Consider the following 14,536-nt stretch of genomic DNA (forward strand, 5'->3'; position numbering starts at 1 on the left):
TCTTATGGTATCATAGGCTTTTTATAAAATGTCCTTTACAAAGGGTACACTTTAGCTTTTTAGAGGGCTATTTGCCACTTGTATAGTATAAGCAAGCAAGATAAGTAGTGATATAGCTATGATAATTCTTTAAGTCAAAACCAGTTTTTTCTGTAAACTTATCAAGTCGGTACTGTAATGTATTGCGGTGAATAAATAATTGTTTAGCCGTATTGGTTGCATGTCCATTGTTTTCAATAAATGTTTTAATTGTAAGCAGAAGCTCTTTATCTTCCTCAAACAGAGAAAACCATTCTTTAAATAATTCTAGTTCGTCTTCTCTTAGACGGCTGATTAAGAGGTTAGGAAGAATCGTTTCTAAACTAAGCACATTTGATTTCGGCATAAATGCTAAGCCTCTTGAGAATAAGTTTCTTTCTTGTCCGAAAATGGTTGGGATAGGACTGCTTAGCTTCATTTCTTTTCCAATATAAAAACAGATAGAAAAAAAGAAATCGGATTGTAATGCTTGCGCAAGGGCAATAAAATCTTCGTCTTCTAGATAGTGAGCGTTTTGCTCAATTACTACGCCTTCATTGAAGCCATTCCATATAATAAGACTATTTGCATGAATAAAACCCTCAAAAGCAGACTCAATTAATTTTTTCTCAAGGGAAGTTGTATCTCCTTTAATTTGAAACTGTATGAAACGCAATGCTTCAATGTTTTTGAAAGAAGGCTGATCACCGTTGAAATAAAGATATTGATTCCAAGCATAGTCTTCTTTTGTTAATGTTTCATCAGGCTGAAAAAAATCATAGCATGCTTTTAATAATTCAAGCTGTGATTCATCCAATTCTTGTTTTGGAATACCAATCCAATCATCCTGAAAATCAATCTTGAACCAATAATAGGCAGAAAGCTGTGCTGGGGTTGGAGGCATTGATTGCTCCAAGCTATGTTTATAATAGGCTAATAATTTATGCTTCAATTGATGGGTCCCTCCGAAATAGTAAAAACATTTTCATAATTTTATTTTATAACTTTTTATAGAAGGGGGGCAAGTAAGTTTGGCTGATAAACGAAAGGATTGGCTGATATCGTAAGAGTTTTGGCTGATAAACGAAAGGATTGGCTGATATCGTAAGAGTGATGACTGATAAAACTAAAAATAAACCCCATTAAATAGTCATATAGCTAAATAATGGGGTATACACATCTATTCTTCTAAATGAGGAGGTTCTTCTTCGGGTAGCTCTCTTGCTTCCTCGATATTGGTATAATCTTCTCTATTAATAACAGTACCGCCAGCTAATCCTTCATTAATCATACGGTCGATATCTAAATAGGCTTCGTCTCTGCCGTTATATTCAAGATCTTTTTTTGCTTTTTTCATGATAATCCCTCCTATAATATAGGATGGGTTATCTAATCCGTTTTATTCTTGAAGGGAAAATTCGTCATTTTATAAAAGAGCTTTATTAGTTGCTGGCATCTTTTCTCCTCAATCTCGTCCTCATCAAATAACATCGGTTTAGCATTAATCTCAAAAAGATAATAATTGCCTTTTTTGTCTACACATGCATCAATCGAAAACTCACCAATGAAACCATATTTTTTGGTTAACACTCCTCCACAATGGTTGACTAGTTTTTCGAAAAAAAGATCATGCTCCTTCTGTTGCACGTCTTGATAGGCAAGCATTTTTCCACCTGATGGAATATGAGTCGTTACATCTTGTTGATTAGATTGTCTTACTCCAACTCCTGTTAGGACATGGCGATTTTCTTCAAAAGTAACTAGCAGGCGAAAATCATAGCGGCTTCCATTATATAATGCTCCATCAATTTCTTCTTGGATTAGATAGTTCTTATCGAGCCATTCTTGATGATATTGATTCCATAGTTCATCCAGAGTAGAGAAAAAAGCGGTATCCTCTGTCGTGCTTATGCTTATGGAATGCTCATTTTCTCGCCTTATGCGGTAAATATTTTTCCCCTTGAAGCCCTCGGCTGGTTTTAAGTAGATGTTTTTATAGGCAAGGAAAAATGCAACGAAATTCTCTTTTTCCTCTAAGAGTGATGTTTTTGGTAAATGCTCGCTTAACATAGGATACTCACTGAAGAGCTCATAAAGATCCCATTTATTAATAAAGGAAGAATTAAAGAACGGAATTCCTTTTTCTTTTAGGAAAGATACTGCAGTTTGGAAGACATCTTGCTTTTCTGTCTTTCGAAATGGCACCCGATTATAAACAATGTTTGGCAATGGTGTAATAGCTTTTATCCATTTGTTTCGAGTAGAGCAAAAAATATACCCGGTTAGTTGGTCTTTTTGTAAATTATCTGGAGGAAAGATAATGATAATCCCTCCTATATATTGCTGTAATTGTTTCTGAAGCCGCTTAAAGAGCTCACCATTCCCTATTATTTTATTATGCTTGTTTCTTGCAATCATAATGCCAATTAATGGACCAATCTTATTTTCGTGTTGGACAATAGGAAAAGCGATATGATCGGAATGGGGCTTATCGGTGGATAAGCGTTTTTTAGATGACCCAAAAAAGTAATTGTCTGTTGAAGCGGTATACCAGCATTCTTTTTCGGAATCATAATAAATATTCATTGATAGATATCCTCAAGACTATGAATGTTTTGTTCCATCAGATAGACTGCGTATTCTAGTGATTTTCGTCGGGTTTCTAGATCGAATTTTCTTAGTGATGGATGTTTAAAGATGCTTCTTCCAGGCTTAGCGTTTGCTTCAAATAGCCATACACGACCTTTCCGATCCAATCCTAAGTCAAAGCCGATTTCACCGATAAATCCTTCCATTTGCTTTTCCAGTGCTTTACTTATTTGTAAGGATGCTTTGGTAAGTTTATTTATCATTTCTTCACTAGTAAGATCGGTATCCTCCAATTCTTCGATTGTTTTAACCGTGCCACCATTGTTAAGATGTGTGGTCACACTTCCTGCTCCAGCAATTTTTGCGGCAATAGCAGTCATTTCCCAATGGCCATCTTTATTTTTATTTGTATGGACTCTAAAATCTACTGATTTTTTTTCCGATCGTATTAAGTGAATGCCTTGTTGAACAATATAATGAGATAAGTTCTGGTTTTCGAATAAATGGTTAATTAGTGCTTCTAGATGATCGAATTTCATCAACCGATTGCCTTGGTCTATATCTTTGAAGCGGGTATAATAATAGCCATCCTTTTTATCATATAATAGCTGGTAGATCCCCTTTCCAAGACTCCCGTTTTTGGGTTTAATATACACATTGCCAAAGTTTGAGAGCATTCTTTCGATGACAGAAAAATTAGTGAGGGCATGGGTTTCCGGTAAATAATCAGAAATGCCATCATCCTGCAGAAGCCGTTCATAAATATCCAATTTATTAAAGAAGCCTGGATTATACCAAGGAATGGAATATTCCTTTTGTAATCGTTTTTTCACTGCTTGAATTTTGTTTAGATTTTCAATTCTGCGATTTGGTATACGGTCATAAACAACGTTCGGAAAAGGGACTTTGACCGATTTCCAGCCATCCTCATAAAATAGTCCATTAATTGTTCCTGTTTCCCAATTAATATGCTGTTCTCCAAACAGGAAGGCGATGACACCAACTGTTTTTTGCACAGAAAGAAGCTTGGAAAATAGGATGGATCGATCTCCTATTGGGCGCACTTTAATCGTTGAAAAACCAGATGTGAAAATTCCTACTAGTGGGCCTGCATATAAGGTTTCTTCCTCTATAAACAAATGTACAGTAGAAGTGGATGATGGGAAAAGCAAGTCTTTAAAAAGGTCAGAACTTATACCCACGGTATTTCTTGGTTTAGGATGCTTTTTAATGGTTGCGTCTTTGCTGAGTGCTCCAAAAGCAAGCCTTTTTAATGGTGGGTTTGCTTCAAAGTCAGTTGGTAAGTATACTGTATTTTCACTATCGGTGATTATTTCGATGGGATATAGCTTTTTCATCTAGATTCCTCCTTTTATCGTCAGCTAGCTTAGCAGCATAAAGGATAGGAGCTTTATAGAGTTTTTCACATAGATGAGGATACGCTGTCATGATTACTTTTCTACCTGGCTTTGAATTAACGTCAAGAATCCATAAGGATCCATTCTGGGTGATGCCGATATCTACGCCGATTTCAAATAAAGCAGAGAAGGAATCTTCTAAGATAGATGGTAGGAGAGAGAATATCTCCTCCATTTCCTGTTTAAGAAAGGCTTTCCATTTAACAGGCACGGAGGGAAACCAATCATCAAAGGCAACGATTGATGCACCAGCACTTAAATTAGAAATAATCCTTCCTTTTTCTCCCACGCGTACTCCTTTTTCAATAACCTCCCATTTTTCTTTCGTGTTTTTTTGTAGAAAAGCACGAATATCAAATGGTTGTTCCTCTTTGTTGGAAAGAGGAAGATAGGCCTGCATTAAATAGGCATTTCGTTTTAAAAGCTGATTAAGCCATTTATTAAAAGTCAACCGATCAGAAAACAGCTTTTCTACTGTTTTTTCTTTTTTATCGGTTCTAACCAATATTCCTTCTTTTTGTTTCATGATAAAATAGAGCCCAATTCCTTGGGAACCGTTTATCGGCTTTATAATAACGGGATTTAAGTTCTGAAAATTCACTTGATTTGCTGATTGTAGGAGGAATGTTTCTGGGATATATGCAGCAAGCTTTGATTCGCGCAAAACTTGATAGAGCTGCCATTTATTTGGCAATCCATTGCCGATGAAGGTAATATTGGGTTGTTTTTTAAGCCATTGAATAATATTTTTGCATTGGATAGAATGAGAATCATCATGATAAAAACAACGATCATATAACATAGAAGGAACTGGGAATTCTGATTCTATCCAAGTGTCTGAATCTGGCATATATTCTTTCCCTTTTACTGTATGTGTAAAGGGATGGTAGGTGGATGGAACAAAGTGATAGATGGTAAAACCATAATTGTGTCCGTATTTTGCCATTTGGTGAATGTAATTGTTTTCATGATCTAAGGATAATGACATAATCCCAAAATTATTCATCTTCTGTTAGCTCCTTTAAACAAGGGGAAAAGGAAAGTGCAATAAAATATTCAAGCAAAGCTTTCGTTGATGGCCTTGTTTTTTCAATAAGTTCCTCTAATTTCTTAGAAGGTTTAGAATTTACTTCTATAATCCATAGATGTCCTTGTTTATCCATTCCAATATCGATTCCTAATTCGCCTAAGTATCCATCTGTATTTTCGCTGAGGATATTTGCTATCTCTAAAGCTAATGCTTTTAACTCTTCTAATTTCTGTGATGCTTGTTCTGCGTTTAGCAAGTCATTTAAAAGAACTTTTGCAGGCTTCATCTCTGCACCTTGGGCAAGATTTGCGACGATTGCATTTTTTTGAGCGATCCTTGCTACAGTGGAGGTAATGGTCCAGTTTCCAAGATAGTTTTTATGGCAAAGTATACGAAAGTCAAGAGAGCGACCATGCCATTTTTGAAAATCAATACCTTGCTGACAGATATAGCTTCTTCTCTTGGTATATCCTTCTAGCCATCTCCATAGTTTTTTTTCGTCTGTAAATAACTGACTTTTTCCTTTCTTTTTTCCAGAAGAAATGGTTGCGATAAAGTGATGGTCTAAGGTTTCAATATGAATGATATTTCTTCCTTGGCTTCCGTGAACTGGTTTTATATATAGAAGCGGAAAGTTTTTTAGCATCGAGATAAATCCTTGATAAGTCACTTGCTGTGTGAATGGTAAATGAACATTCATACTCGAATTTTTGGTTAGCAGTTGATGCGTTTCATCTTTTGAGAAAAACCTGCTGTTGAAAATAGGGACCTCTTTTTCTTTAAGCCTGTTTTTAAGGTTTACAAAAGTGGAACTTGCTTCTGCTTTTCGAGAATGAAGACGATTATAAATAACATTCGGATAGGGAAAGAGATGTTTAGTCCAAGTATTATTTTCAAAAAAATAGCCATGGATGGTATCTTCTTGAAAACTTTGGAGCCCAAAAAGATAAAAGAATCCCCCTATTTGAGTTAATTCTTCCGCTAATTCCTTGCATAAATGTTGAATAGCTGGAAAGGTTATCTCTTCCTTATTATCGTTGATCTCTGTTAATATACCGATAACTGGCCCTAAATGGAGAATTTGATTGTTATTAAAATAGGGAATAAGAAAGGTCTCTATTTCCTTAGGGAGCAGCAAAGTCTTTTCTAATTCAGGACTAAAAACAATATCTTGCTTTTCGAGAGAATGTATTTCAACAGCAACTTGAACATTCATTTTAGCTAGACATACATACACAGGATCATTCAAATCTATATTTAAAAATATAAGCAAAGAGGGACTGATAGCAATAGACAATCCTTCTAAATTCTCTTGGAAATTGTCTTTTTTAAATAATTGTAAAAATTTAAGTGTCATCCAGATTCCCCATTTGTGTTTCAAGTTAGGAAGAGGCAATACTGATATTCGCCTATTTTGGTGCTGATATATCGTATGAAAGAACAGTAAAGTTGTGATAACTTTGAAAAAAGTTTTCCCCTATTGATGGGCATCAGCCTCTAGCTGATGAAGTTCAGTAGAATTGATGTGTTATACCTCTATTTCTGAAATAGAGGTATTTCTGGTATTATGAAGCATAGTTTGTTATAGTGGAGACAATTGTTAAATAAAGGAGTTGTTTTTAATGGCAGTAAATGTACATGATCCTGCAAATGAATTAGAGAAAGCGATTCGTCAAAGTGATGAATATACAGAATTGAAGAAAATGTATGATACGGTAAATGGAGATCCTACCGCGAAAGCGATGTTTGATAATTTCCGTAATATTCAATTACAGCTTCAGCAAAAGCAAATGTCTGGTCAAGAAATTACACAAGAAGAAGTAGAACAAGCACAAAAAACTGTGGCACTTGTTCAACAACATGAAGGTATTTCAAAGTTAATGAACGCAGAACAACGCATGAGCGTACTTATTGGTGAATTAAATCAAATTATCATGAAGCCACTAGAAGAACTATATGGACCAGCTCAACAACAGTAAAAGAAAAGAAACTCTGCTATTTAAAAAATAGTGGAGTTTTTTTGAGTTTTGAGGGTAGACAGTTTACTTATTCTTATAAATATAGGAGGATGGCATTTTGCCATCCTCCTGAAGCCATATCTATTTAATTAAAATAATTTGTTTCAATTAAAATTTGCTTCCACCAAGTTGTTGTTCAGCCATTTGAACTAATCTTTTAGTGATTTCGCCACCAACGGATCCGTTAGCACGTGCAGTAGTTTCAGCTCCAAGGTTTACTCCAAACTCTGATGCAATTTCATATTTCATTTGATCCAATGCTTGAGATACTCCTGGAACTAATAATTGATTTGATGAATTGTTATTTGCCATGATGAATGTTTCCTCCTTGAGTGATTTAATTTGTGTTACGTTTATTATTTTAAAAAAAATGACGCATTTTATGCAAAAAAGTAAAAAGCAATTTTTTCCATAGGGAATTTATTTTGCTGTGAAAGATTTACTCAGCGCTTATAAATCCATAAAAGAAATCAATTTTTGGAAAAGTTGTAGTAGCTATGAAAATTAATTTAAAATCGAGAGTGGAATGGAGTGGAAGAAAGTTGACTCCTGCGGGAAAGAGAGGACGCTTTAGACCCCACAGGCGAAGCCGAGGCTTAGCTTCCTCCCCGCGGAAAGCAACTTTCTGGAGTGCAATGGAACGTATCTGTTTTTACGGTAACTGCATAAAAACAACATTAACCTTTTCGAAATTACCACAATAAATCACTGCATCTTCTGTTAATCTTCCCTCAAAAGTTCTAATATGCTTGTTTCTCACATAAATGATATATAAAGACAATACATCTACATCGAAGAAATGGGGGATTTTATGATTTATCGCTTATTAGCTTTAAATATCGATGGTACTCTCCTTCAATCAAATGGGCGCTTAACAAAATCAACGAAAGAAGCGGTTGAATATGTACAACAAAAGGGAATTTATGTGACCCTTGTAACAGCAAGGAGTTTACCATCTGCTAAAAAGGTAGCAAGAGCATTAAAATTGGATAGTCATATCGTTGCACATGAAGGAGCCTTGGTTTCCAATAATGAGGATGAAACTCTATTTGTTAAACGAATTGCAGAGGAGCTTACTTCAGATATTGTCCGATTTTTAGAAGGTTTCATTTGCCAAATTCGTTTAGTACATGAAAAATTCTCACTGGCTAATAAATCAAAGCTACATCATAATATGCTTGCAAAAACAGTCTTGTCTTCTGGAGATCCTGTGTTTTATTCCCACCAATTTGTCGATGTGTTAAGTGATGTTTTATTAGAAGAACCTGTTAGTCCGCCTAAAATGGAAGTGTATTTTGAAGAAAAAAAAGACTGTCAGGATGCAAAAGAAGTGCTCGAAAAGATGTTTGACGATATCCATGTAGTTCAACATAATGAATTAAGATTGGATATTCTACCAGCCGGGGTGTCAAAGCTTAACGGATTGCTTTATTTGGGAGAATCACTTGGAATAAAGAGTAGTGAAATGGTTGCCATAGGTGATGGCATGGATGATTTAGAAATAATTGAAGCAGTTGGTCTTGGTGTAGCAATGGGGAATGCCCCAAATCAGTTGAAAATCGCTGCAGACTGGGTAACTAGGTCTAACAATCAAGACGGAGTAGCTTATATGGTAAAAGAACATTTCCGCAAACAGCAACCAATTGAATTTTTACGGAAGATGAATATTATTAAATAGCTATTATTTATACTTTTACAGTGGAGAAGTCATCAGTGGACTTCTCCTTTTTATTTTCATTTATAAATAAAAGAATAAAGTTTTTTGACCTTTCTAGTTACTTTTTGTAGACTAAAGTATAATTGGAAAAGGAAGCATTATTTTAGAATAAAGGTGAGTTGAAAAATTATTATGAAAGTAATATATATACAAGGGTTAACGGATGAACGTTATATAAGACCATTAGAGCATATAGGTAATTTGTTTTTTGAAGATACAAAGATTCTATTTAGCGAAGACGAGGAAAAGGCAGATTTACATGTCCGTTTCGAAACAGGCATAGCTGGAGAAGAATTTATTGTAAAAGGGACGCTTGCGGAGTTAGATGTAGCAACCTCATTTGATAGTATCGCTCATCTCGGTAACTTGACAGAAAAAGAGGTATTTAAGCAACAGAAAACAGCCATTTCTAAAAGTTATTTACTGATGCTGCAGGAATATACGGGAATGGTACAAAAATGGGGAATACTAACAGGTATACGTCCGACTAAGCTTCTTCATCGTCATATGCAAAATCAAACACCAACGGAAGAAGCACATCAAGCTCTGCATGCAGAATATTTGATGTCAGATGAAAAAATTAATTTAATGCAGAAAATTATCGATCGGCAATTAGCAGTGATTCCAGATTTATATGATTTAAAAAAGGAAGTAAGCATCTATATTGGAATCCCATTTTGTCCGACTAAATGTGCGTATTGTACATTTCCTGCTTACGCAATTAATGGCCGTCAAGGCTCTGTTTCCTCCTTTTTAGGCGGGCTTCATTATGAAATAGAGAAGATTGGCGAATGGCTGAAGGAGAAAAACATTAATATAACAACTGTATACTATGGCGGTGGTACACCAACTAGTATTACTGCAGAAGAAATGGACATGCTTTATGAGCGTGTGTATACTTCTTTTCCAAATGTAGAAAACATTCGCGAAGTAACGGTCGAAGCAGGAAGACCTGATACCATTACGCCAGAAAAACTGGAAGTTCTAAAGAAATGGAATATTGACCGAATTAGTATTAATCCACAATCGTATACGCAACAAACATTGAAAGCTATTGGTAGACATCATACGGTGGAAGAAACGATTGAAAAGTACCATCTAGCTCGTCAACATGGGATGAATAATATTAATATGGATTTAATCATCGGGCTTCCTGGTGAGGGTGTGGAGGAGTTTAAATATTCTCTTGATAAAACAGAAGAATTAATGCCAGAGTCTTTAACTGTTCATACGCTTTCCTTTAAACGCGCGTCCGAAATGACTCGTAATAAATCAAGATATAAGGTTGCAGATAGAGATGAGATTCAGGAAATGATGAAGATGGCAGAGGATTGGACAGAATATCACGACTACGTTCCATACTATCTGTATCGTCAGAAAAATATCCTTGGCAATTTAGAGAATGTAGGCTATTCGAAGAAAAATCAAGAAAGCATCTACAATATTATGATGATGGAAGAATTGCAGACAGTCATTGGTCTTGGTTGTGGTGCATCTAGTAAATTTATTCACCCGGTAACAGGGAAGATTACACAATTCTCAAATCCAAAGCATCCTAAAACGTATAATGAAAGCTTTGAGGAATATACGGATAAAAAAATCGTCTTGTTAGACGAACATTTTTCGTTAGAGGCCACAAAATAAAAATGTTGATTGTATCGGAGGGCGCTTGACTCCGGCAGAAATCAAGGAATGATATTGAAAACACAATCTAATGAAGACTACAAATTGAAAAATCTACTAGCATCAATACGCGGTCTGGTAGATTTTTTTATGCTCTCGAGTCATTAATTTGTATGGAAAAGAAATAGTTGTGCAAAACTAATAAATGCTTTTCACTAAATCGACAAAAACTTTATCGACAAAAACAGTTGCTTTTTGTATTAAAAACGAATAACATAGTAAATGTTGTTTTTAAATGTTCGTTTTTTGGAGGGTTTTTTCATGTTTAACTTAAAGCAAAATAATACTACCGTGAAAACGGAGTTAATGGCTGGATTTACTACTTTTTTAACAATGGTTTATATAGTAGTTGTCAATCCGGATATTTTATCAAAGGCGGGAATTCCGTTTGATCAAGTATTTCTTGCGACAATCATCGCAGCAGTTGTAGGAACATTATGGATGGCTCTTTTTGCAAATTATCCAATTGCAATTGCACCAGGAATGGGCTTAAACGCCTTTTCTGTGGTTGGAAATAATAACGTAGATTATACAGTTGCTCTATCAGCAGTATTTGTTGCAGGTATTATCTTTGTGATACTATCATTAACGCCTTTTAGAGAAAAATTGATTCTTGCGATTCCTGAAAATCTAAAGCATGGTATTACAGCGGGAATTGGCTTGTTTATCGCTTTTATTGGATTAAGACAAACAGGAATTATTGTGGATAATCCAGAAAATCTTGTAGGATTAGGTGATCTTAAGTCTCCTACCGTTATCCTAGCACTTGTCGGTTTAGCCATCACAATCATTCTGTTTAGCTTGAATGTAAAAGGAGCTTTATTCATAGGGATGATTGCAACAAGCATTATCGCTTATTTCACTGGATTCTTATCTTTTGACAATGGCATCATGGCAACACCACATTTGCCAGAAGGGCTTATTATCAGTAATCCATTTACTGCGTTTGGCGATGTCATTCAACATGGGCTATATGCCGTCGTTTTTTCTTTCTTATTGGTAACGATTTTTGATACGACGGGAACAATGGTTGGTGTAGCAGAGCAAGCAGGTCTAATGAAAAACAATAAATTGCCTAAAGCAAGACAGGCACTACTTGCTGATTCACTTGGAACATCTGTAGGGGCGCTGTTTGGGACAAGCCCAACAACTGCATTTATCGAATCTACTTCAGGTGTCGCAGCAGGAGGACGTACTGGGTTAACTGGTGTAACTGTTTCTGTATTATTTATTCTATCTGCCTTTTTTGCTCCGTTAGTTAGTAGTATTTCTGGTTTATCTGCTATTACAGCTCCTGCATTGATTATCGTAGGGAGCCTGATGATGGGGGCAATAAGTGATGTGAAATGGTCGGAGTTTGATGAAGCTTTTCCAGCGTTTCTAGTTATTCTAAGCATGCCACTAACATCAAGTATTGCAACAGGAATAGCACTTGGCTTTATCTCTTATCCATTGTTAAAACTAGTAAAAGGGAAAGGCAAAACAGTTCATCCATTAGTATATGTGTTTGCTGTTTTATTCCTTTACCAATTAGTTTTCTTACCACATTAATAGGAATAGAAGCTGCTGATTTTACTCGATGGAGAAGATCGGCAGCTTTTTTACTTTAGGAATTTAAGTGTTAGCACAAATCTGTTCCATTGTACTCCAGACAGTTACTTGCTTCAATTTCTATAGCTGCTTCATTTCACCCTCGTTGATAAAAATGAATAATCCCTAACCCAGAGGATGAAAATAAACTATTGTTGAATCTACTAAAAATACTTGTGTTTTCCATTTAAAGTGAAACCTTTTACAAGTTTAATCGTATAAAGGAGTGAGGAGGGGATTTTGTGTCTTTAGAGTTAAGGAATGTGACAAAAAAGTTTGGATCGTTCACTGCAGTAGATGATTTATCCATTTCTATTCCTGAAAATGAAATGTTCGGCTTTTTAGGAGGAAACGGCGCAGGCAAGACGACGACCTTTCGCATGATTCTAGGAATTTTGGAAAGTACAAATGGACAAATAACATGGGATGATAAACCGATTAATTATTCTACAAGTCCGTATATTGGATACTTGCCAGAAGAAAGAGGGTTATACCCTAAATTAAAAGTAAGAGATCAACTTGTTTATTTAGCTAGGCTACGAGGAATGGAAAAGAAGGCTGCTTTAAGTGAGTTGGAATATTGGCTTGAGCGTTTTAAAGTTCCTGAATATATAGATAAAAAAGTCGAGGAGCTTTCCAAAGGAAATCAGCAAAAAATCCAATTTATCAGTGCTGTTTTACATAAGCCACAGCTGTTAATTCTTGATGAGCCGTTCAGCGGGTTAGACCCAGTAAATGTGGAGCAATTAAAAAGTGCTGTCGTTGATTTAAAAAATAATGGAACGAGCATTGTTTTCTCCAGTCACCGCATGGAGCATGTGGAGGAACTATGTCAGCATTTATGCATCATGCATAAAGGAAAGCCCGTTGTTCATGGCTCACTTAAAGAAATTAAAAGAAGCTTTGGAAAGAAAAATGTAACCATCCATGCTGATTTTGACCTGACGCATTTAATCCGTTATCCAGGCGTCTTAAAGTTAAAGGAAAAAGCAGAGGGCGTTTCTCTTCAGATTGAGGGAGAGGAAATTGCAGAGAGAATTTTAAAGGATATTGTTGGAAAAGGCTTTATCCGCAAATTTGCCTTAGAAGAGCCTTCTTTAAACGATATTTTTATCGAAAAGGTAGGTGCTTCGCTTGAATAGTTTTTGGATTATCCTATTTCACACATTTCTAAGCAAGTTTAAAACAAAATCTTTTCTCATTACAACAGCTATCACCGTAGTATTTGTTATTGCACTTACAAATCTTACTACCATTATTGAGACCTTTTCTGGAGAAGACGAAAAAACAGAAGTGGCAGTAATCGACCAGAGTGCCTCATTATTACCTGTCATTCGAGAGGCTGCAGAGACATTGAATGAGGACGTCAAACTTGTTCCTTATGAAGATGGGGAAGAATCAGCTAAAAAAGAAGTCGAAGAAGGCAGCTATAGTGGATTGCTGATCGTAGATGTTGATTCTAGTAATTTGCCAATAGCTACCTATTATACGATGGATATTGCTGAATCATCTATTTCCGATAATTTATTAAATAGTATTCAACTAGTTAAAAGTCAACTAGCAGCTAATCAACTCAATTTAACAAATGAGCAGCTCGCAAAATTGAATGAGCCAGTTTCCTTTGAGAAAATTGCCCTTGAGAAAGATGCGAAGACAGAAGAAGAATTAAACCAGGCTAGAGGGTTAGTTTATGTTCTCTTATTTTTAATTTATTTTGCGGTTATTCTATATGCCAATATGATAGCAACAGAAGTAGCGACTGAAAAATCCTCACGAGTAATGGAAATCTTGATTTCCAGTGTATCTCCAATAAAGCATATGTTTGCGAAAATCCTTGGGATTGGACTATTAAGCTTAACTCAGTTAGCATTATTAATGCTTGTTGGTTACTTTTCATTAACTAGCAATGAAAGCTTAAGCTCGATGGAAGGATTCCTAGGATTTAGCGAAGTTCCTGTAAGCACGATTATATATGCAGCAATCTTCTTTATTTTAGGCTATTTCTTATATGCTACTCTAGCTGCATTACTCGGCTCGCTTGTAAGTAGAATTGAAGATGTACAGCAAATGATTACACCAATGACATTATTAATTGTTGCAGGATTTATGATTGCTATGTTCGGACTAAGTGCACCAGACACCACGTTTGTAACCATTACATCTTATATCCCATTCTTCACTCAGATGCTAATGTTTATGAGAGTAGGAATGTTGAATCTGCCTGTTTGGGAGCCAATTTTAGGAATCATTATTTTAGTTGCCAGCATTATGATTCTTGCTATATTTGGGGCTAGAGTATATAAAGGCGGCGTCCTGATGTATGGAAAATCAAATTCTTATAAAGATATAAAAAAAGCTCTGCAGCTTACGAAAAAAGAATAAACTTGCGAAAAGCCTCATGAATAGTGAGGCTTTTTTGTGGAGAAATTTAACTATAACTAGAAAATCGGCTAATCGATTAAAAATACCCACT

The 14,536-nt window shown here is 35.6% G+C and carries 13 protein-coding genes; 6 read left to right on the forward strand and 7 right to left on the reverse strand.

All coding sequences use genetic code 11. The annotated features are described in order from the left end of the window. Positions 1-67: 67 nt before the first annotated feature. The 6 genes from RTL21_RS13095 to RTL21_RS13120 all read right to left on the reverse strand — a co-directional run bounded on the left by RTL21_RS13095 (position 68) and on the right by RTL21_RS13120 (position 6,412). Positions 68-970, reverse strand: coding sequence for a PucR family transcriptional regulator (locus RTL21_RS13095; RefSeq protein ID WP_312096330.1), 903 nt, complete (start codon positions 968-970; stop codon positions 68-70). 228 nt (positions 971-1,198) lie between these two features. After that, positions 1,199-1,375 carry a hypothetical protein gene (locus RTL21_RS13100; RefSeq protein ID WP_312096331.1) on the reverse strand — a complete coding sequence of 59 codons (177 nt, stop codon included), beginning with the start codon at positions 1,373-1,375 and terminating at the stop codon, positions 1,199-1,201. 32 nt (positions 1,376-1,407) lie between these two features. Further along, positions 1,408-2,604, reverse strand: a complete 1,197-nt coding sequence (locus tag RTL21_RS13105) for a YheC/YheD family endospore coat-associated protein (RefSeq protein WP_312096332.1) — start codon at positions 2,602-2,604, stop codon at positions 1,408-1,410. Beyond that, on the reverse strand, positions 2,601-3,965 hold the full coding sequence (locus tag RTL21_RS13110; protein WP_312096333.1) for a YheC/YheD family endospore coat-associated protein: 1,365 nt from the start codon (positions 3,963-3,965) through the stop codon (positions 2,601-2,603). The genes RTL21_RS13105 and RTL21_RS13110 overlap by 4 nt, the downstream gene beginning before the upstream one ends. Then, complete coding sequence (locus RTL21_RS13115) at positions 3,928-5,031, reverse strand: YheC/YheD family endospore coat-associated protein (RefSeq protein ID WP_312096334.1); 1,104 nt, start codon at positions 5,029-5,031, stop codon at positions 3,928-3,930. Before RTL21_RS13115 ends, RTL21_RS13110 begins: the two co-directional genes overlap by 38 nt. Next, positions 5,024-6,412, reverse strand: a complete 1,389-nt coding sequence (locus RTL21_RS13120) for a YheC/YheD family endospore coat-associated protein (RefSeq protein ID WP_312096335.1) — start codon at positions 6,410-6,412, stop codon at positions 5,024-5,026. Before RTL21_RS13120 ends, RTL21_RS13115 begins: the two co-directional genes overlap by 8 nt. Positions 6,413-6,677: 265 nt before the next feature. Here RTL21_RS13120 and RTL21_RS13125 point away from each other — a divergent pair, with 265 nt between their 5' ends. Next, positions 6,678-7,034 carry a YlbF/YmcA family competence regulator gene (locus RTL21_RS13125; protein ID WP_312096336.1) on the forward strand — a complete coding sequence of 119 codons (357 nt, stop codon included), beginning with the start codon at positions 6,678-6,680 and terminating at the stop codon, positions 7,032-7,034. Between the two features lie 147 nt (positions 7,035-7,181). On the opposite strand, the gene RTL21_RS13130 is transcribed toward RTL21_RS13125, so the two are convergent. Next, the gene (locus RTL21_RS13130; protein WP_016201934.1) at positions 7,182-7,385 is read right to left on the reverse strand and encodes an alpha/beta-type small acid-soluble spore protein; all 204 of its coding nucleotides are present in this window, start codon (positions 7,383-7,385) and stop codon (positions 7,182-7,184) included. A gap of 499 nt (positions 7,386-7,884) precedes the next feature. On the opposite strand from RTL21_RS13130, the gene RTL21_RS13135 reads away from it, so the two are divergent. From RTL21_RS13135 to RTL21_RS13155, 5 genes are all read left to right on the forward strand, one after another. Further along, positions 7,885-8,751: a Cof-type HAD-IIB family hydrolase gene (locus RTL21_RS13135; RefSeq protein WP_312096337.1), complete on the forward strand. Its 867-nt coding sequence runs from the start codon at positions 7,885-7,887 to the stop codon at positions 8,749-8,751. A 171-nt stretch (positions 8,752-8,922) separates the two neighbouring features. Continuing rightward, a complete protein-coding gene (locus RTL21_RS13140) occupies positions 8,923-10,434 on the forward strand; it encodes a coproporphyrinogen III oxidase (RefSeq protein WP_312096338.1) in 1,512 nt (503 codons plus the stop codon). A gap of 300 nt (positions 10,435-10,734) precedes the next feature. Beyond that, a complete protein-coding gene (locus RTL21_RS13145; protein WP_312096339.1) occupies positions 10,735-12,024 on the forward strand; it encodes an NCS2 family permease in 1,290 nt (429 codons plus the stop codon). A 281-nt stretch (positions 12,025-12,305) separates the two neighbouring features. Next, positions 12,306-13,205: an ABC transporter ATP-binding protein gene (locus RTL21_RS13150; protein ID WP_312096340.1), complete on the forward strand. Its 900-nt coding sequence runs from the start codon at positions 12,306-12,308 to the stop codon at positions 13,203-13,205. Beyond that, positions 13,198-14,445, forward strand: coding sequence for an ABC transporter permease (locus tag RTL21_RS13155; RefSeq protein WP_312096341.1), 1,248 nt, complete (start codon positions 13,198-13,200; stop codon positions 14,443-14,445). The genes RTL21_RS13150 and RTL21_RS13155 overlap by 8 nt, the downstream gene beginning before the upstream one ends. The last annotated feature ends 91 nt before the right edge of the window (positions 14,446-14,536 follow it).

Source organism: Niallia sp., assembly GCF_031978665.1.
In the GTDB taxonomy this organism is placed as follows: Bacteria; Bacillota; Bacilli; order Bacillales; family Cytobacillaceae; genus Niallia.

What these genes read in the sequence shown, in the direction of transcription:
- RTL21_RS13130 (WP_016201934.1), bottom strand. Translation starts at nt 7,385, where the DNA reads ATGGCAAATAACAATTCATCAAATCAATTATTAGTTCCAGGAGTATCT.
- RTL21_RS13115 (WP_312096334.1), bottom strand. Translation starts at nt 5,031, where the DNA reads ATGAATAATTTTGGGATTATGTCATTATCCTTAGATCATGAAAACAAT.
- RTL21_RS13100 (WP_312096331.1), bottom strand. Translation starts at nt 1,375, where the DNA reads ATGAAAAAAGCAAAAAAAGATCTTGAATATAACGGCAGAGACGAAGCC.
- RTL21_RS13145 (WP_312096339.1), top strand. Translation starts at nt 10,735, where the DNA reads ATGTTTAACTTAAAGCAAAATAATACTACCGTGAAAACGGAGTTAATG.
- RTL21_RS13125 (WP_312096336.1), top strand. Translation starts at nt 6,678, where the DNA reads ATGGCAGTAAATGTACATGATCCTGCAAATGAATTAGAGAAAGCGATT.
- RTL21_RS13135 (WP_312096337.1), top strand. Translation starts at nt 7,885, where the DNA reads ATGATTTATCGCTTATTAGCTTTAAATATCGATGGTACTCTCCTTCAA.
- RTL21_RS13105 (WP_312096332.1), bottom strand. Translation starts at nt 2,604, where the DNA reads ATGAATATTTATTATGATTCCGAAAAAGAATGCTGGTATACCGCTTCA.
- RTL21_RS13140 (WP_312096338.1), top strand. Translation starts at nt 8,923, where the DNA reads ATGAAAGTAATATATATACAAGGGTTAACGGATGAACGTTATATAAGA.
- RTL21_RS13120 (WP_312096335.1), bottom strand. Translation starts at nt 6,412, where the DNA reads ATGACACTTAAATTTTTACAATTATTTAAAAAAGACAATTTCCAAGAG.
- RTL21_RS13110 (WP_312096333.1), bottom strand. Translation starts at nt 3,965, where the DNA reads ATGAAAAAGCTATATCCCATCGAAATAATCACCGATAGTGAAAATACA.